This is a genomic window from uncultured Sphingomonas sp. (genome assembly GCF_936927845.1).
GTDB lineage: Bacteria > Pseudomonadota > Alphaproteobacteria > Sphingomonadales > Sphingomonadaceae > Sphingomonas.
The window spans coordinates 1-18,669 of record NZ_CAKZHV010000041.1 but is presented as its reverse complement, the minus strand read 5'-3'; the positions used below and the strand labels follow the sequence as shown (position 1 = coordinate 18,669).

The 18,669-nt window shown below is 60.8% G+C and carries 16 protein-coding genes and 2 pseudogenes; 5 read left to right on the top strand and 13 right to left on the bottom strand.

Annotated features, from left to right (window positions below; genetic code table 11):
• Nucleotides 1-334: 334 nt before the first annotated feature.
• The 11 genes and pseudogenes from cyoD to Q0579_RS06470 form a co-directional block, all read right to left on the bottom strand.
• Nucleotides 335-712 (bottom strand): cytochrome o ubiquinol oxidase subunit IV, encoded by a 378-nt coding sequence (cyoD, locus tag Q0579_RS06520; RefSeq protein ID WP_298279530.1) that lies wholly within the window; start codon nt 710-712, stop codon nt 335-337.
• Nucleotides 709-1,332 carry a cytochrome o ubiquinol oxidase subunit III gene (gene cyoC, locus Q0579_RS06515; RefSeq protein WP_298279532.1) on the bottom strand — a complete coding sequence of 208 codons (624 nt, stop codon included), beginning with the start codon at nt 1,330-1,332 and terminating at the stop codon, nt 709-711. The genes cyoD and cyoC overlap by 4 nt, the downstream gene beginning before the upstream one ends.
• On the bottom strand, nt 1,329-3,335 hold the full coding sequence (gene cyoB / locus Q0579_RS06510; protein ID WP_298279534.1) for a cytochrome o ubiquinol oxidase subunit I: 2,007 nt from the start codon (nt 3,333-3,335) through the stop codon (nt 1,329-1,331). The genes cyoC and cyoB overlap by 4 nt, the downstream gene beginning before the upstream one ends.
• A 2-nt stretch (nt 3,336-3,337) precedes the next feature.
• The gene (cyoA, locus tag Q0579_RS06505) at nt 3,338-4,288 is read right to left on the bottom strand and encodes a ubiquinol oxidase subunit II (protein ID WP_298279536.1); all 951 of its coding nucleotides are present in this window, start codon (nt 4,286-4,288) and stop codon (nt 3,338-3,340) included.
• A gap of 206 nt (nt 4,289-4,494) precedes the next feature.
• On the bottom strand, nt 4,495-4,863 hold the full coding sequence (locus tag Q0579_RS06500) for a hypothetical protein (RefSeq protein WP_298279538.1): 369 nt from the start codon (nt 4,861-4,863) through the stop codon (nt 4,495-4,497).
• A gap of 122 nt (nt 4,864-4,985) precedes the next feature.
• On the bottom strand, nt 4,986-5,621 hold the full coding sequence (locus Q0579_RS06495; RefSeq protein ID WP_298279539.1) for a glutathione S-transferase: 636 nt from the start codon (nt 5,619-5,621) through the stop codon (nt 4,986-4,988).
• Between the two features lie 98 nt (nt 5,622-5,719).
• Nucleotides 5,720-7,435: pseudogene (locus Q0579_RS06490) on the bottom strand (acyl-CoA dehydrogenase).
• Between the two features lie 30 nt (nt 7,436-7,465).
• The gene (locus tag Q0579_RS06485; protein ID WP_298279543.1) at nt 7,466-9,043 is read right to left on the bottom strand and encodes a long-chain-fatty-acid--CoA ligase; all 1,578 of its coding nucleotides are present in this window, start codon (nt 9,041-9,043) and stop codon (nt 7,466-7,468) included.
• Nucleotides 9,044-9,066: 23 nt separating this feature from the next.
• Nucleotides 9,067-9,402 carry a hypothetical protein gene (locus Q0579_RS06480; protein ID WP_298810374.1) on the bottom strand — a complete coding sequence of 112 codons (336 nt, stop codon included), beginning with the start codon at nt 9,400-9,402 and terminating at the stop codon, nt 9,067-9,069.
• Between the two features lie 3 nt (nt 9,403-9,405).
• Entirely contained in the window at nt 9,406-11,367 is a 1,962-nt protein-coding gene (locus tag Q0579_RS06475) for a PQQ-binding-like beta-propeller repeat protein (protein WP_298810372.1), read from the bottom strand.
• 59 nt (nt 11,368-11,426) lie between these two features.
• Nucleotides 11,427-12,053, bottom strand: a complete 627-nt coding sequence (locus Q0579_RS06470) for a helix-turn-helix domain-containing protein (protein WP_298810370.1) — start codon at nt 12,051-12,053, stop codon at nt 11,427-11,429.
• 186 nt (nt 12,054-12,239) lie between these two features.
• Here Q0579_RS06470 and Q0579_RS06465 point away from each other — a divergent pair, with 186 nt between their 5' ends.
• The 5 genes from Q0579_RS06465 (at nt 12,240) to Q0579_RS06445 (ending at nt 17,815) form a co-directional block, all read left to right on the top strand.
• Nucleotides 12,240-13,709 carry a TolC family protein gene (locus Q0579_RS06465; protein ID WP_298279547.1) on the top strand — a complete coding sequence of 490 codons (1,470 nt, stop codon included), beginning with the start codon at nt 12,240-12,242 and terminating at the stop codon, nt 13,707-13,709.
• Nucleotides 13,710-13,774: 65 nt separating this feature from the next.
• A complete protein-coding gene (locus Q0579_RS06460) occupies nt 13,775-14,710 on the top strand; it encodes an efflux RND transporter periplasmic adaptor subunit (RefSeq protein ID WP_298810368.1) in 936 nt (311 codons plus the stop codon).
• Nucleotides 14,707-15,840 (top strand): ABC transporter permease, encoded by a 1,134-nt coding sequence (locus Q0579_RS06455; protein WP_298279550.1) that lies wholly within the window; start codon nt 14,707-14,709, stop codon nt 15,838-15,840. The genes Q0579_RS06460 and Q0579_RS06455 overlap by 4 nt, the downstream gene beginning before the upstream one ends.
• Nucleotides 15,837-16,955, top strand: a complete 1,119-nt coding sequence (locus tag Q0579_RS06450; RefSeq protein ID WP_298279552.1) for an ABC transporter permease — start codon at nt 15,837-15,839, stop codon at nt 16,953-16,955. Before Q0579_RS06455 ends, Q0579_RS06450 begins: the two co-directional genes overlap by 4 nt.
• 68 nt (nt 16,956-17,023) lie before the next feature.
• Nucleotides 17,024-17,815, top strand: coding sequence for an enoyl-CoA hydratase (locus Q0579_RS06445; protein WP_298279553.1), 792 nt, complete (start codon nt 17,024-17,026; stop codon nt 17,813-17,815).
• Between the two features lie 152 nt (nt 17,816-17,967).
• On the opposite strand, the pseudogene Q0579_RS18270 reads toward Q0579_RS06445, so the two are convergent.
• Both Q0579_RS18270 and Q0579_RS18265 read right to left on the bottom strand, forming a co-directional pair.
• A pseudogene (locus Q0579_RS18270) lies at nt 17,968-18,261 on the bottom strand (tautomerase family protein); the annotation flags it as partial.
• Nucleotides 18,262-18,336: 75 nt separating this feature from the next.
• Nucleotides 18,337-18,588, bottom strand: a complete 252-nt coding sequence (locus tag Q0579_RS18265) for an OmpA family protein (RefSeq protein WP_366522272.1) — start codon at nt 18,586-18,588, stop codon at nt 18,337-18,339.
• Nucleotides 18,589-18,669 lie beyond the last annotated feature (81 nt).

The following is an 18,669-nucleotide window of genomic DNA, read 5'->3' as shown; positions in this document are numbered from 1 at the left end:
AAGGGGGTCCCTTTTGGACGCCGATAGGGGGTCCTTTTTGGACGCCGATTGACACTTGGCCCAAAGACGCGGCTATTTCTGCAGGCGTAAGCGGGCCTGAATTACGCAAAATGTTTAGAAGCTTTCCCCGAGCAACTGAAAGCCCGGCCGAAGACATTGCTTGATCACCGCAGGTGCGAAGGCGACGGTGGGTTTGGAACACCAACTCTGCAAGTGCTCGACTATTTAGGGTATCGTCAATACTGGCGAAATCCTCTAACGTTTTAGGCATGCCAACCCCGCGATCACCCCCATCGGCTGCATCTCCCGAAGGCGAAACCAAAATATCTTCTCGCTAAATTGCGGGCGTTCTCATGCTCATTAGATTGTGTTCCAAGTGCGCCATGATCCACATTGATCCAATCAGGACCAAGCCGACAATCAGCACTCCGAACGCCAGTGCGAGCACGTTGTTAGTGTTATCCGGCCCGGTCGTGACGTGCAGGAAGAAGACGAGGTGGACGCCCATTTGAGCAATCGCCAGCGCGACCAGGGCGACCGGTATTGCCGGCCCGTATATGACGCCGCTGTATACCGCCGCGAACGACGCCACGCTGAGCAAAGCCGCAAGCATAAGACCAATCGCATAATTGCCAATCTTGGCACGGGAACTGGGTTCGTGGGACCCTTCGCCGGGCGCGCGGTTGTCGTCCTGTTCGGCTCGTTCGGTCATCCCGCCACTCCCATTAGATAGACGTTGGTGAACAGCGCCACCCAGATGATGTCGAGCGCATGCCAGAATAGGCTGAAGCAGGCGATGCGGCGGACGACCTCGTCACGGAAGCCCTTCGCCTGGACCTGCGCCATCATCGTGGTCAGCCAGACCAGACCGATTGTCACATGAAGGCCGTGGCAGCCGACAAGCGCGAAGAACGCCGAGAGAAAGGCGCTGCGTTGAGGTCCATTTCCTTCGCCGATGAGGTGCAGAAATTCCTTGAGCTCGAAGCCGAGGAAGCCGGCGCCAAGCACAGCTGTCACCGTCATCGCGATCTGAAACCAAAAGCGATTTTTTCTCTGCATGGCGATGCCGGCCATGCCGCATGCGAAGCTCGAGGCCAGTAGCAACGCCGTCTCTGCCGCCACGAGCGGCGGTTCGACGATGTCACGGGCCGCGGGCCCGCCTGCCGTTGCCTTGGCGAGCACCGCATAGGCGGCGAAGAAGCCTGCGAACATGATGAAGTCGGTGAGGAGGAAAATCCAGAAGCCGTAGGCGACGATGATCCGCTTGGGTGCGGGACCGCGCTCACTGATGGCTACCTGCCCACGGCCTAGTTTGTTCGGATCGTCGCTCATGCCGGCATACCTCCGGCTGCATTGAGCAACTGTGATCTGGCAGCGCGTCGCTCGGTATCGAGCCGTTCCACCTCTGCAGCGCTGATCTCGATCTCGTTCTCATCCCGCCAGGCAAAGACGATGAAAGTCGCCCAGGCACCGAGCACACCAAACCCGACCAGCCACCAGATGTGCCACACCGCAGCAAACCCGAGCGCGGTGGTGAAGAAGGCGGTGACGAAGCCTGTCGGCGACCTGCGTGGCATCTCGAATGCCTCGTATTTCGGCTTGTCAGGCAGTGCGCGACTTTCAAGCGCTTTGGACTTGATACCCCAATACGCCTCCTCGCCCGTTACATCGGGCAGGACGGCGAAATTGAAAGCCGGGGGCGGAGACGTGGTCATCCATTCCAGGCTGCGTCCGTCCCAAGGGTCGCCGCTCTTGTCGGCTAAGTTCGCGCGGTTGCGGATCGAGGTGTAGAGCTGAATGACCTGGCAGGCGATGCCGCCCGCGATCATCAGGGCGCCAAAGGCCGCTGCGACCAGCCACGGTTGCCAGCCGGCCACATCGTAATGCTGCATCCTTCGGGTCATGCCCATCAAGCCCAACACGTAGAGCGGCATGAAGGCGAGATAGAAGCCGCCGACCCACAGCCAGAACGCACGCTTGCCCCAACGCTCATCGAGCGAGAAACCGAAGGCCTTGGGGAACCAGTAATTGTAGCCCGCGAAGGCGCCGAACAGCACGCCACCGATCACGACGTTATGGAAGTGCGCGACGAGGAACAGCGAATTGTGCAGCACGAAGTCGGCGGGCGGCACTGCAAGCAGCACGCCGGTCATCCCGCCGATCACGAAGGTGATGATGAACGCCACTGCCCACATCATCGGTACGTGGAAGCGGATCTTGCCGCCGTACATGGTGAACAGCCAGTTGAAGACCTTCACCCCGGTCGGCACCGCGATGATCATCGTCGTCACGCCGAAGAAGCCGTTAACGTCGGCGCCCGCCCCCATGGTGAAGAAATGGTGCAGCCAGACCATGAATGACAGAATGCAGATCACCATCGTCGCCACCACCATCGAGCGGTAACCAAACAGCGGCTTGGTCGAGAAGGTCGAGACGATTTCACTGAAGATGCCGAAGGCCGGCAGGATCAGAATATAGACCTCCGGGTGGCCCCAGGCCCAGATGAGGTTGACGAACATCATCGGATTGCCGCCAAGCTCGTTGGTGAAGAAGTGGAAGCCGAGGTAGCGGTCGAGCAGCAGCATCGCCAATGTCGCGGTCAGGATCGGGAAAGCAGCGACGATCAGCAGGTTGGACGCAAGGCTCGTCCAGCAGAACATCGGCATGCGGGTATAGCCCATGCCCGGCGCGCGCATCTTGAGGATGGTGGTGACGAGATTGACCCCGGACAGCAATGTCCCGACGCCCGAAATCTGCAGTGCCCACAGATAGTAATCGACACCAACGCCGGGCGAGAAGCGCAGCTCCGACAGCGGTGGATAGGCAAGCCAGCCGGTCTTGGCAAATTCGCCGATGACGAGGCTGAGGTTGATGAGCAGGGCACCGCTCGCGGTGAGCCAGAAGCTGACGTTGTTGAGCGTCGGGAAGGCGACGTCGCGCACGCCGAGTTGCAACGGCACGACGAAGTTCATCAGCCCGATGACGAACGGCATCGCCACGAAGAAGATCATGATCGTGCCATGCGCCGAGAAGATCTGGTCGTAATGTTCGGGCGGCAGATAGCCGGGATTGCCATAGGCGATCGCCTGCTGACTGCGCATCATCGCCGCGTCGACGAAACCGCGCATCAGCATCAGCAGGGCGAAGCCGCAGTACATGATGCCAATCCGCTTGTGATCGACCGAGGTGATCCATTCGCGCCACAGATAGGGGACGTGTCCGGCGCGCCACGTCCACACCAACACCGCGAGGATGCCGCTGCCGACGATCGCCGCGGCAATCAGCGGGATCGGCTGATCCCAGGGGATCGAATGCCAGTTGAGCTTGCCGAACATGCTCAACTCTCCCGCCCGCCATTGTCGGTCTCGTGCACCGGTGCGCCGGCCTCCTTGACTGCCGCGGCGAAGAAGCCGGCGGGAACGCTGCCATAGGCGAAGGGCTTGACGTTGCCCTTCTGCTGGGCGAGCGCGTGATAGCTGTCGGCGGTGAGCGCCGGCCCCTGCGCGCGCATCCGCGTCGCCCAGCCGGCAAATTGCTGTGGCGGCACCGCGTCGACAGTGAAGTCCATATCGGAAAAGCCCTCGCCGCTGTAATGCGCCGACAGCCCGTGGAAGCGGCCCGGCCGGTCGGCCATCAGGTTGAGCTTCGCCTCCATCCCCGCCATCGCATAAATCTGGCTACCGAGCTGCGGTACAAAGAAGCTGTTCATCACCGTCGCTGACGTGATGTGGAACTCGATGGGCGTGCCTGCCGGAACGACGACGCGATTGACAGTCGCGACACCTTCATCCGGATAGATAAACAGCCACTTCCAATCGAGCGCGATCACCTGGACGACGATCGGTTTCTGCCGACTGGACAGCGGGCGTCGTGGGTCGAGCTCATGGCTGGCGACCCAGCCCATTCCGCCCAAAAATACGATGACTATCAGCGGCACCGACCAGACAAGCAGTTCGAGCTTTCCTGAATACGCGAACTCCGGCCGATGCGTCGCGTTGCGGTTTCCGGCGCGGTACCAGTAGGCGAAAACCAGCGTGAGTATGATTACCGGCACGACGATGCCGAGCATCACGGCCAGCGCGTTGCCGAGCAAAATCTTCTCACCTGCTGCTACTGGTCCAGCCGGCTCGAGTATTCCTCCGCCGCAGCCGCCTACGCATAACGGGAAGGCTAGAATTCCACGCCTCCGAAGGGTTCTCGCGCCGGACAACTGCCAGCGGGGTCTACCCAGACTGCTCACTGGCAACACAGAGCCCGTCGCTCGTTGGCAAAAACCAATTGGCTGCATCGGAACGGCAATCTACGGCCTCCAATTCGATACATAGTTGTATCAAGCCAATGCGGTAATGTATCGAAATGAGGTGCGCAAGGCGCGACTGTCGTAATGAAGGCATTCGCCGGCCTAGATGTTCGCTTCCGGCATCGGTCATCGCTGACATGAGGAGATTGGCGAGCAAGAGCGACGGAGTACGGGACGGCTCGACCTGGGGCTGGCTACCGCGCGAAAAGCCACTGCTCTGCAGCTTCAACGCGGTCAAAATAAGCGGGCTCACGGGATGACGATGCACGTTGGACTTGCATCCGCAGAAGTGTGTGGGGCACCACGAAGGCAAGCCTTTCCGATGCAAACTCCGGGTTTGCGATGATCTGCTCGAATGCCAATACGCTTTCTTGAGGCTGTATTGCCATGGCTCGAACATCAACCAGAGTAAGCTGCTTATTTCGATCGCAGGTTAGTTGCTCGCGTGCCTGCTGCAGCTGTCGTGCAACTTCGGAGAGTTTCGATATTTGAAAAAACCCACCGAGGGTTACGCGCATGAGGTTGCGGGACACCTCTATCGCAATTGACGAATGTTGATCCATAAGCGCCTCTTGGCAGCGAGGTGTTAGTGACCGCTCGGCAGGAGAGACGGCAGGTCGTGGACCGCCTCACGGGTCCATCTATGCGACAGCGAGGCAGAAATTCTGCTACTCACAAACGCAGATCACGCATAAGCGTAAGGCCCCCCTTTGGCGAGCGCTGCTTGGTAGGCGGGGCGGGCATGGATCTTGGAAAGCCACGCAATGGTAGCGGGACGTGAGGGGCCAAGTCCGGCACGATTGCGAGCTGCTTCCAAAGGAAAGCTCATCATGATGTCGGCTGCCGTCATTTCCTGTCCGGCGAACCATGGCCGCTGAGCTAATTCACTTTCAACATAGTCGAGGTGAATATCGATCATCGGTTGTACGCGTTTCATCGCCAATTTGCCCATGACCGGCACTCGCGAGAGTGCTAGTTTAAGGAACAGCGGGGGCATGAGCGAGCCCTCGGCATAGTGCAGCCAGAAGCGATAGAGCAGTGCCGCATCGCGCCCCGGAGGGGCGCCTAGCTTGTCATCGGCTTTGTCTACCAAATATTCCAGGATTGCCCCTGTTTCGGCGATTACGCGACGGCCTCCTTCGTACACGTCTTCGATCACTGGCGATTTGCCGAGGGGATGGACGCGTTGCAGCTCCGGTGGGGCGAGCATGGTCCTCGAATTGCGCTTATACTGTTTGTTATGATAAGAGAGCCCAAGTTCCTCAAGCATCCATAGGATACGTTGTGAGCGGCTATTCTCAAGGTGATGAACGATAATCATGGGATTTAACCAATCATATATATGCCTCGGACAAAATAACCATCTTAGTGACTATTTTATCTGGGACGAATTTTTAATAGGTGTCGTCGCCAACGAAATCAGGGAACGAGAAGCGACGGGTCGACGGCGTAAAGCTCGGCTGACGAGCTACTAGCCGCAGCATCAAGTCCAATTGCTTCAGGGACGATCTAATTCAGATAGAACGTTGCTGTCGCTTTCTTCGCTAGGCCGTAATGATCATTGCCTGCCGATTTTTGCTGCTGCTCCATCAGCCAGCCGCACACTGCCACAGACAGCATCGTAAGAAATGGATAGCTGGCGGCGAGCCGGTCGTCGGCGCCTGCAACGGCAAGACGGCGTCCGATATCGTCGCAGTGGTCGATCAATTGCCGGAGCGGCATCGCCCGCGCCGTCGCCCGCAGATCGCTTATGAGGGCAGCGAACGCTTCGCCTTTTGATAAGGCAAGCTTGCGGCCAACGAGATCCGCGGCCTGGATACCGTTCGTTCCCTCGTAGATTGGCGTGATGCGGGCATCTCGGAAAAACTGAGCTGCGCCAGTTTCCTCGACATAACCCATGCCTCCATGCACCTGCACCCCTAGCGAGGCGATTTCGTTGCCAAGGTCGGTAGCGTGGGCTTTGGCAAGGGGAGTAAGGATCTCAAGCCGGTCGCGGGCACCGTCATCGCCTAGCGAAGCCAAATCGACCTGTGAGGCGGCATAATATACCAAAGCTCGAGCTGCCTGCGTTTGAGCGGCCATCCGCATCAGCATGCGCCGGACGTCGGGATGATCTGCAATCCGTGTCGGCGCTCGATCAGCTGCCCCGGCACGGGCGGACTGCACCCGTTCCATTGCATACGAAACGGCTTTGCGGGTTGCGGCCTCGCCAATCTGGACGCCCTGCAAGCCAACGTTCAAACGCGCATTATTCATCATCGTGAACATGGCGCGCATTCCCCCGTTCTCCGGGCCGATCAGTTCGCCAACGCACTCATCTTGATCGCCAAAGCTCAGGACGCATGTCGGCGAAGCGTGGAGTCCGAGCTTATGCTCGATTGAGACAACCTTTACGTCGTTGCGCCGGCCCGGTTTTCCATCGGCGTCTAGGCGGAACTTCGGCACCAGGAACAGGGAGATGCCGCGCGTCCCCGCCGGTGCGTTTGGCGTCCGCGCGAGGACGAGATGGACGATGTTCTCGGCCATGTCGTGGTCGCCGTATGATATGTAGATCTTGGTGCCTTTGATCGACCACGTCCCGTCGCCGCGAGGAAGAGCCTGCGTGCGGAGCGCGCCGACATCCGACCCAGCCTGCGGCTCGGTGAGGTTCATCGTGCCGGTCCAGGCCCCGGTGGCGAGGTGTGGCAGATACAGTGCCTGTTGGTCGGCCGATCCGTGATGAACCAGCGCTTCAATCGCACCGACCGTCAGCGTCGGGCAAAGCGCAAAGCCGGTATTGGCTGTTCCGAGCAGTTCAAGAACGGCGGTCTGCAGCACGAAGGGCATTCCCTGACCGCCATGTTCTACAGGAACGCCGATGGTCCCCCATCCGCCTTCGACATAGGCTTGATATGCAGGAGCATACCCGTCGGGCATGACGACGCCATCGTCGGTCCACCGCGCGCCAACCGTGTCGCCGATCCTGTTGATGGGACCCCAGACGCCAGCGGCGAATTCACCGGCTCCCTCAAGGACAGCATCAACGACGTCATCGCTGGCGTCGGCAAATCGGTCGTGTTGAGCAAGGTCGCGGATGCGAGCGATCGTGTCGAGAACAAACCGGATCTCGGCGGTCGCGGGTGAGGAGGGGGCCATGCTTTAAATCTTTCTAAGGGGCTCGCGGGATCAGGCGGTCGCGAGCGAAGCGGACCCGATGGCCGTGTCCCGCAACGCCTTTTTATCAACCTTGCCGACACTCGTTCTCGGTAGGACCTCACAGAAGTGGATGGCATCCGGGATGGCGTAGCGCGAGATCGCGCCCGTCTGTGCGCATTCGGAGACCGCTTGCCGCAGTGATGCTTCCGTCACTGCCGCACCTTTCCCGCGCACGATGAACGCAATCGGTCGCTCGCCCCAACGGGCGTCGGGAATGCCGACGACGGTCGCCTCTGCCACCCCGGGGACGTCCATCAGGAGCGATTCCAGCTCAAGTGACGAGACCCATTCGCCGCCCGTCTTGATGACGTCCTTCAGCCGATCGACGATCCGAACAGCGCCGTCGGCATCGATCTCGGCGATGTCGCCAGTATGGAGGCGTCCGCCTTCCCATAGGGTATCGGAGGCATCCTGCTGCGAGTAACCTTGGGTGAGCCAGGGCGCTCGGATGGTGAGTTCGCCGCCACGAGCGTGGTCGACGGCGACCTCGACGAGCGGCAATGGGAAACCAGCGCGACAGCGGACCCCTACGGTTTCTTCCGGTCGGCTACGGGCAAGCGTCACAACGGGCCCGGTTTCAGACATGCCGTATCCGGAAAGCGCAATGATGCCGACTTCTTCCGCTTCCTGAGCCAGTGCCTCCGGCAAAGCCGACCCGCCGATCATCATGGTCCAAGGCCCTACGTCCCAAGCATTTGCCTTCGCGGCATCGACCACCATTCGCAGGATCGTCGGCACGCAATGCGAGTAGGTCACGCCCTCATTGCGCTTCAGCGCCAGAAGCGTGGCGGGATCATAGCGTCCGGGATAGACCTGCTTCATTCCCAGCATGGTGGCGATGAACGGCATGCCCCAGGCGTGGACGTGAAACATCGGCGTCATCGGCATGTACACGTCACGGCGGGTGACATTCTGTCCGACAGGCTGGTTTGCGATCGTCGTGGCGGCCGCCAAGGTATGCAGGACAAGTTGCCGGTGCGAGAAGAACACCTGCTTGGGGTCACCCGTCGTTCCCGTCGTGTGGAACGTCGTGGCGATGGCGTTCTCATCGAAATCGGCAAAGGCGAAGCCGGGGTCGCCCGCGTTGATCAGGGCCTCGAAGCCGTCACCTGCCATTCCGCCGAAGGTGACGACGCGTGGAATGTCGAGCGCAGGTAGAAGTGCGTCGGCGAGCGGCTTGAAGTCGTTGTGATAGAGGAGTGTCGAAGCGCCGCTCTGCCGAAGTGTGAAGCCGATTGCGGCGGGGGCCAAGCGAACATTGACGGTCTGCAGGATCGCGCCGAGCATGGGGATCGCAAAGTAGCACTCGAGATAGCGGTGGCTGTCCCAGTCCATCACCGCGACCGTGTCACCGGCTTGAACACCCAGCCCAGAAAGACCCGATGCCAGACGGTGAACACGCTCGAGGAATTCGGCGTAACGGAATCGCCGCCCGTCGCTGACGATCTCCGCATCCGTCGTCTCCGCCTGGGGGAGCAATCGACGGATGAGGAGGGAGTAACTATATGCCTCTGCAGCGACCGTCTCGAGCAATCTCGGCTGCGTCATAACCTCTCCTAAGGCTTGATGTTTTAGTTGGCTTTGGATGTGCTGAACGCGATGACGTAGTCGCCGACGTCCTTCGAATGGGCAGCTCCGCCTACGGAGACCAGAACATATTGGCGTCCGGTTCTGGGCGAAATGTAGGTCATGGGGGTCGCACTCGAGCCCACCGGCAGCCGGTAGCGCCAGACCTCCTTGCCATTCGATGTGTCGTAAGCGCGGAGATAGTAGTCCTGCGATCCCGCGAAGAAGAGCAGTCCCCCGGCGGTCACGCTGGTACCGGCATAGGTCGGCATGCCGATCGGCATAGGGAGGTGCGACTTGATCCCAAGCGGTCCCAATTCCTCGGCGGTTCCGGCCGGCACCTGTCACGCAATCTTGCGCGTGTTGAGGTCGATCGCGGTGATTGTGCCGAACGGGGGGCGGGAGCAGGGGACGCCCAATTTCGTCATCCACATCTGGATGTTGACGCCATACGGCGTGCCGAGCTGCGGCGATGGTCCGTGGCCGGTGCCATCCGGATGGTTTTTCTTGGCGAACTCCGTAAATTCCGGACGGGTCATCAGGCGGACGGTCATTGGCACGCGCACGTCGTTCATGAACACCCGGTTGTTGGGTACGTCGACCGACATGCTTCCCCAGTTCAGACCACCGAGGTTGCTCGGATGCTCGATCGACTGGGTCATGCCCGGGGGCGTGAAATCACCGCTGTAACGCGACTGACGGAAGGATATGCGGCAGGCGAGCTGGTCGAACATGGTCATGCCCCACATGCGACGTTCGTTCAGCGTTTCCGCGATCACCGGCATATCAACCGAATAAGGCTGGGTCGGCGACATCCGCTCACCCGGCATGCTGCCCGCCGACGACACGGGTTTTTCCACCACGCGGCTGAGCGGCTGACCAGTGGCTCGGTTCAGCAGGAACAGCTGACCCCGCTTGGTGGACAGCAGGAGCGCCGGAATATTGCCCCGCAGATTGACGAGGGCGGGTTGTGCGGGAAGGTCATAGTCCCAAAGGTCATGATGCACCGTCTGGAACTTCCAGCGCTCGCGGCCGGAGGTCACGTCGAGCGCCACAAGCGTCGAATTGTACTGGTCTGCCCATGGCTTGCGCTGCACGCCGTAATAGTCAGGCGTGGCGTTGCCGAGCGGGACATAGATCAGGCCCAGCTTGTCGTCATAGGCCGCAGTGGTCCACATGTTCGGCGTACCGCGTGTGTAGGTCTGGCCGGGAGGAGGCTCACGCGTGATCGCCGGGTTGCCCAAGTCCCATGCCCAGACGAGCTTGCCGGTCATTACGTCGAAGCCGCGGATGACGCCGGATGGTTCACCAGTCTGTTCATTGTCGACCACCCAGCCACCGATCACGATGATGTTGCGCGCAACGAGCGGGGCGGAAGTCTGAAAGTAGAAGCCCGGCTTGACCGGTCCCATGCCCTCGGCGAGCGACACGGTGCCGCCATTGCCGAAGCCGGGGCAAAGCTTGCCCGTCCTGGCGTCCAGCGCCATCAGACGTGCGTCGATGGTGGTCGCAATGAGACGCTGCTGGCATTCGCCCGTCATGCTCGCCGATTGGTAGAAGCCAAGCGAGCGACACCGCTGCCAAAACGGCGCCTTGGCATGCGGGTCGAAACGCCACTTGGTCGCACCGGTGTCTGGGTCGAGAGCAACAATGATGTTGTTGCGAGTGCAGCTGTAGAGGGTGTCCCCGATCTGTAGCGGTGTGTTCTGGTCGATACCCGGGCCCTTGTCGCCGGTTCGGATCGTCCAGGCAGGCTTCAACGTCGTGACATTGTCGCGATTGATCTTGTTGTAGGTCGCATACCGGAGCCCTGCGGTCGTCGCACCGTAGGACGTCCAATCCTGTGGCGCATTATTGCCCACGCCCGGTGAGTAGTCTGCTGCTGCGATGGCGGACACGGTGGGATGCGGCACAAACGCCAATCCGAATAAGACGATGAATGCGACACCGCATGCCGCAGCGCTCAATCGAACCCCCTTGCGAGCGGCCCCCGTTATAATTGAGGGGAACAGTGCGAAGCCCAGACCAACAAGCGCGATGGGGGCGAGTAGGCGAGGAAAGAGGTCCCAGAAGCGGAAACCGGCCTCGACGATCGACCAGATCACCGTGCCCGCCAATGCGGCCGCAAGTATCCAATTAGCCTCGCGCCGACCCTTGATCGCCAGAATAGCTGACGCGGCTAATGCAACGCCAAAGATCGTATAATAAAGGGATCCCCCGAGCGCAATCAACCAGAGGCCAGATGCAGCCAAGGCTAAGCCAATTATAGTTAGAATAAACGCGTAGAGCTTCGCAATTTTAGACATCGGGGTGGCTCCGATCATATATGAGCAGGGCCAGCCGGGCCCGATTAATGGGCCAATCTTTAATCTGGCAAGTTCGCTCGAGACACCGCGAGGCGGAGTTCACGCGCCGCGGCGAGGTCCCGAGCTACACGATGCCGAGTGCAATTTGGTGAGATATTAAGGGCTTGTAACAGTCCTGAACCGATTAAGGCCGAACCTAATGCCGGAATGACGACACTTTCGATTATCATAGGAAGCTCGGTTTGTGTGAAGGCAGATCCTTCCTCACGGTCGCCTGCAATCTCGCCAGACAGGCGAGAAAATCGTTCAAATAGTGGCTGCAAAAGCGGGCTATGCGTGGCTGATAGCCATCCGATCAACTTGCCGATGCCGGTTTGTTCGAAGGTGTCGAAGACTAGATCGACCAGGTCGGCTTCGGCGATCACGCCGGCTTTCAAGGCGGATGTTCCCGTTCGCACCTCTGTCAGAAGCTGTTCAATCAGGCCATCTGCCACCGCCGCCTGCAGATTGGCGGCGGTGCCAAAATGATGAGTGATGCTTCCATGGGTCATGCCTAAAGCTGCAGCAACAGCCTGAAGCGTGATTGAGCTCGGCCCGTCCGTTACGAGGAGCTCGCGTGCCGCGATGATCGCCTCGTGACGAAGTTCGTCAGGCTGGCGGCGCCGGCGCCGCGCTGGAGCGGTCACTATTGTCATCAATGACAATATGTGAGATACTTTGATCGCTGTCAATGATTTCCACGGGATGGGTCACATGTTCGACAACGGCAAAAGCCGGCCCCGCGGATGGGCCATCGTAATGGCGTACCGGTGAGAGCGATCAGGGAAGCAGGAGGACGCGGCGAGATGATAGGTCGCTTAACGCGCCACAGCGTGCGATTTGCTGCGCTCGTATGTGCCACAACCGCGCAAGCGCAAAGTCAGTCCGGCCAGACGGTAAAAGCTTTAAGTTTCGATGCCGCACTTGCACGCATTGATGATGCTTCGCCTGGACTATCCGGTGAGGATCATGCCGTCCGTGCAAGTGAGCTGATCGCTGGTGCTACCCGTAGCCTTCGTCGCCCGGTCGTCAGCGCTTCGGCCAGCGTCATCGAATATCAGAAAACGTTGTCCGTCGACCTTACCGGGCCGAAGGATAATGCACAAAATGCCACAACCGATTTTCTGTCGCAGTTACCCGGCCAGTTTCCGGCGGGGCTGCAGCAGATCGTCGGCCAGGTCACGCAGCGGGTTGGTGCCGCGCTGCCGACAATCTTCGGTGCGATCCCGGACACGCTGCAATATCAGACGCGCGACACGGTGTTCCGGCCGGCGATCACCGCCGCAATGCCCCTTTATACAGGCGGAGCGATCCCGGCGATACAGGCAGGAGCAGACGCTGCGGTCGATGTGGCGCGGGCCAAACAGGCCGGCGGGCACGACGTGTCCCGTGTCAGCCTTGTTCGGGGCTATTTTGGACAGCAGGTCGCTGCACAACTGACGCACTCCACGCGCGAGACGCTCGAGGGGTTCGACCGGCATCTGTCCGATGCGAAGAAGCTCGAGCAGAACGGAGTGATCCCGCATGCCCGCGTTCTTCAGGTCCAGGTCGCGCGCGATGCCGCGGAGCGCGCTTATGTGCGGGCGCAGCTTGAAGAAGCGACGGCCGCCGATGCGCTGGCGCGATTGCTGGATCAGCCCGGGGGTGTGAATGCCCTGACACCACTGTTCGTCAATTCGGTCCCTCTACCACCGGTCAGCGTCTTTATCGACGGCATCGATGCAACACCGCGAGCACGCGGCGCGGATGCCGCCCGCGACATCGCCCGTGCGGGCGTGGGCCTGGCGAAATCTCGTTACCGCCCCCAGGCTTTTGCATTCGGTAGCTACAATGCCAACCGCGACAACGCACTGCCGACCGAACCCGATTGGGTGGCTGGCGTCAGCCTGCGATATACCCTGTTGTCGAACTTCGATCGCAAGAAGTCGCTCGACGCGGCCCGCGAGCAGGAGCGTGCGGCGGCCGATGCCGCTGCGCAGGCGCGTAAGGACGTGGCCAGCGAAATCGTTCGTGCCTGGAATCTGGTCGAAACCGCCCGGCGGTCTTTCCTGCTGCTCGACAGCAACCTTGCCGCAGCCCGGGAAAACCTGCGGGTCCAACGGGTTTCATTCTTCGAGGGTGAAGCCCCATCCTCGTCGCTTGTCGATGCCGAGGCGACGCTGGCCTCGACGCAAACCCAACGGATTGCGGCGGCCTATGAATATGACCTCGCGCTGGCGGGGTTGCTCGCGACCAGCCACCGGGTTGACGATTTCACCACCTATCTGGCGCGTGCCGATCGACGTTTGGGGGACGAGAAGTGAACGAAGAAACAGCCGCCCCGGCAAGGCGCAACAAGCGGCCTATCGCGATCGTCGCGGGCGTGATCGTGGTGGTGGTCATCGTCCTGGGACTGTGGCTGGCGAGCCGTCCGGCGCCGGAGCAACTGCAGGGCATGGTCGACGCGGACGAGGTGAATGTCGGCACAAAAGCGCTCGCTCGTGTCGAGCGTTTGATCGCAGAGGAGGGGCAGCGCGTTCAGCCCGGCACGCTGCTCGCAACTCTGTCGAGCCCTGAGATCGCGGGCGGACAGGCGCAGGCGCAAGGTGCGCTCGATGCCGCACGCGCAATTGCGTCGGAGACGAACGAGGGCGCAAGGTCGGAAGACATCGCAACGCTGCGCTCGACATGGCAGGCCGCCCAGGCGGCCGCGGATTTGGCAGCGGTGACGAGCCGGCGTACCGCCAATCTATATGCGCAAGGGGTGGTGGCAGCCCAGCGCCGGGATGAGGCAGCGGCAGCGCGCGACAGCAGCGCCCGCAACGCCGAAGCTGCGCGTCAGCAATATCTTAAGGCGCTGGTAGGGGCGCGTCCGCAGAATAAGCAGGCGGCGAACGCTCAGGTGCGCATTGCCGAAGCCGCACTGCGCACCGCCAACGCCTTGGGCCGTGAAACGCAATTATTCTCGCCGATCGCCGGTGAAGTCGCCCGCAAGCTGGTGCAGCCAGGCGAAGTCGTCAGCCCCGTCATCCCCGCCTATCAGGTCATCGACATCGATCACCCTTGGGTCGCGCTGAACCTGCGGGAGGACCATTACCATGGTCTCGGGATTGGCTCCGTGCTGCACGGTCACATACCTGCGCTGCAACGCGATGCCGACTTCAAGGTCTATCTGGTTGCGCCGCGCGGCGACTTCGCGACTTGGCGCGCCACGCGCGAAGCATCGGGCTATGACGTGCGAACCTTCGAGATCCGGCTGCATCCGGTCAGTCCGATCGAGAAGCTTCGCCCGGGAATGAGCGTCCTGTTCGACTGGCCACAATGAGCGCTTTTCGCCGGGCTCTGACGCGCGAGGTGCATCATCTGCGTCGCGACCGCTGGGATCTTGCAGGGATTACGCTGCTGCCCGGATTCCTCATTTTCATCGTCGCGGCCCTGTTCTGGCAGGGCCCACTTCGCCAGGTGCCGCTGGGGATCGTGGACGGCGACGGTAGCACGGCCAGCCGAGCAGTCATCCGGGCGCTCGACGCCTCGCCACTCATTCGGTTCGGCGGCTATTATCCGGGGGAGGTCGACGCCGTTCGTGCGGTCCGCTCCGGCAAGATCATGGGGTTTGCACACATCCCGGCGGGGCTCGGCGAAAGCGTGGCCCGGCACCGCGAGCCAGTCGTCCGCATCCTCTACAACGGAAGTTTCCTGACCGCAGGGGGGCAGGTCGCCCGTGCGGCTGAAGAGGCGGTGACCGAAGCGCTCCCTGAGATTGCCGCCAATCAGCTGCCCAATCATGCGGTACCAGCGAGCCGCGTCCGGCGTCTCGCCGTCGAGGCGACGCCGCTGGGCAACGCGCCGTCGAGCTTTGAATGGTTCTTAGGATTGTTGATCTTCCCGGCGGTTCTGCATCTGATCGCGGCTTGCGTTTGCGCCATGGCGATTGGCCGCGAACTCAAGGGAAAGTCACTGTCCGAGTGGGCGAGGGCAAGCGGCGGGGTTGCCCCGGCGATGGCCGGCAAGATGCTGCCCTATGTCCTCGCGATCAGCGGCTGGGGCCTCGCCTGGCTCCTCTACCTGACCCTTGCGCGCGGTTGGCGTATTGAGGGGAGCATCGTTCTGATCGCCTGCGGCCAGACGTTGTTCTACGCCGCGACGGCTGCCGTCGCCGCACTCCTCGTGGCGGTGACGCGCGAGACAGCTACGGCGCTGTCTGCCAGCGCCGTCTATGCCGGATCGGCCCTCGCCTATTCGGGCGCGACGCTGCCGTTGAACGGCGGAAATGCATTCGCCCGCACCTGGAGTAACGTGCTGCCGCTCACCCATTATATCGCGCTTCAGATGGGGCAGGTCAGTGGTCAGGCGGTCGCGGCAGCCGTCGCGCCGATGGTCTCGCTGATGGCCTACGTCGTCATCGCAGGCGGCGGGGCGCTGGCTTTCATCATGGTAAGGGCGCGGCGGGTATGACCTTCGATAAGGCCTTCCTCTCGACGTGGCACACCATTCTTACGTCGAAAACGCTGCTTAGTACGATGCTGCTCGCGGTCGTCCTGTATGCCTTCTACTATCCTGCACCCTATTCCCATGAGGCACCTCGGAAACTGCCTGTGGTCGTGGTCGATCAGGACGACAGCGCCCTCAGTCGTGCCATGATCCTGGACCTGGACGCCACCCGAGCAATCAGTGTCGCGAGCGTGGTAGGCAATCTCGCCACCGCCAAGGCAGACATGCGCGAGGGTAAGGCCGATGGGGTCATCCTGATCTCCGACGGTTTGGAGCGCCAGCTGCGTGCTGGAACGCCTGGCTCCGGGATCGCCGTTTGGGTCAATGCGACCTATCTGCTGCGCGCGAGCACGATCGGTGAGGCGGTGACCGCAGTAATCCAGAATATCGCGAAAACTCGCCTTATACCGGGCGGGCAGGCCAGTCGCGGCGGTCCGCCCGTCACGGTCGTCAAAGAGCCGCTTTTCAATCGAACGGGCGGCTATAAGGGCTACGTCTTCCCGTCCGTGGCGGTCATTATCATCCAGCAGACCCTACTTTTCGGTGTCGCGACCTTCATGGGCGGTCGTCGACGCTCGGGGACGTGGCGGATGGGGGCGTCGGAATTCGGCGGCACCCTGGCGGCCTTCTCGTCGGTCGGCATTCTGGGCTGTTACTTTTTGTTCGGCCCGATCTTCTGGCTGCAAGGAGTACCGGTGGACGGCAACGTTCTCGGTATGATTATCGTCGTGCCGATCTTCGCCGTAGCTGTCGCTGCGTTGGGGCTTCTAGTGGGCAGCGCATTCGATCGAGGTGAGCGGGCGACATACATGCTTGGTCCAACCTCAGTCCCGTTCTTCTTCCTCACCGGCGCTACCTATCCGCTCGATCAGATGCCGCGCTTCTTGTCCGTCTTTTCCCATCTGATCCCCTCGACGTCGGGAGTGCACACCTTCGTCCCGCTCAACCAGATGCGCGCCACGCTTGGAGACGTCGCACTGCCGCTGCTGATGCTGGTGGCGCTGGCCATCGGCTATTCCGCGCTTGCGTATCTTCGGATCGTCATCTTCGCGCCGCGCTTGGTAACAGGGCATGCCTGAGCGAACGCAAGGCCAATAATCCGACTGAACCGGCGCTGCGGCGCCAGGACCCACATCAGGAGCAATGCGTGACGGACCATATCACGGTGAATACGGCGGGCGGTATCCTGACGCTCGTCATGAACCGCCCCGACAAGAGGAATGCGCTGACGGACGTCATGTACGGCGTGCTCGCCGACCAGATCGAGGCGGCGCGCAACGACGCGGCCATCCGGGTTATCGTCCTACGTGGAGAGGGCGATATGTTCACCGCTGGCAACGATGTGATGGAATTTGCGTTGAGCAAGCCAGGTAGCCTGACCAATGTCCTCCGCTTCATCCAGGCGATCGCCGAGACGGACAAGCCGCTCGTCGCGGCTGTTCAGGGACGGGCTGTGGGCATCGGCACGACGATGCTCTTGCACTGCGACTACGTCATCCTCGCTGATGACGCCGTGTTGTCTACACCCTTTGTAAATCTGGGCCTTGTTCCCGAAGCGGGAGCTAGCCTGTTGCTTCCGGCCCGTATCGGCCATCTCCGCGCTTTTGCGATGCTCGCGTTGGGTGAAACGGTTGGAGCGGCGGATGCTATCGCCTGGGGCCTTGCCACAGCAACGGTCCCGGCGGATCATCTTGTCGCGTCGGTCGAAGCAGTGGCAGCGCGCATTGCGAAACAACCGATCGGCGCGGTAATGGCAACCAAGCGCCTGATGCATGAAAACGATGCGCTGGCGGCGCGGATGGTGGAGGAGTCACAGATATTTGCGGCTCGTCTGCGCAGCCCGGAGGCCCGTGAAGCCTTCACCGCCTTCGCCCAGCGCCGAGCCCCCGAATTCGAAAAGGTCTCCCTGGATGAGACCGATCTTCGCAAGGCCCAGTAATCGGCATCGGTTGACGTCGGTTCCAATATGGAACCGACGCTCGTCATTCCGTGCTCATACAACTTACCTGTCAGGAACTGCGCCTCTCCGAAGCCGAAACTCCAATCGGCGCTGCTGTTTTCGATCAACGAAAACATGACATCTTCGGGCGGGATCCCGCAGCGCTCGTTCAGATTCTGGGTCACAATGCGATAGAAAGCCTCCTTCATCTCCTGAGAACGAGGCTTCGTCGTCATGTGGATCAGGACGCGCTTGTCGCTGCGATCAAAACCAAGCCCCGTATCCTGCATGATAAGGCGATCCGCCTCGTGTTCAGTCACGATCTGGTAGCGGTCGCGGAAAGGAACTTTGAACGCGTCGACCATCGAACCATGGATCGTGTCGAGCAGGTCGGTAACCTCGGCTTGCGACCCACCCTTGACGATATGGATGTTCAGCAGTGGCATGGTGGTATGATCCTAGTTTGGGATTTGTACTTTGAGAGCGAATGGAAGTTCGCCCTTATGAGCCGTCGTAAATCATTATCCGTTTGGCAGCATGGAGAGGCCAATACGATTATTGGCATCGCGGCCAGCCTGGGTGTTACTATTGGCAATAGGTTGTGCAAATCCAGCCGCTTGAACGCTAAGCCGTTTCCGGTCGATACCATTGGCGATCAAATAACTTTCTAACCACTCTGCTCGTTTTCTCGAAACCAATTCGTTTTCGGTTTCTCCGCCTCGGGCGTCCGTGTGACCAATGATCACGAGCTTCAGAGTGGGATAAGCCTCCATGATCTTCACTAATTGAGGAAGCCGAGTGTGGATCGGCGTGGAAAAGGGACCCCGGTAGCGGGGTGATCGGCGTCGAAAAAG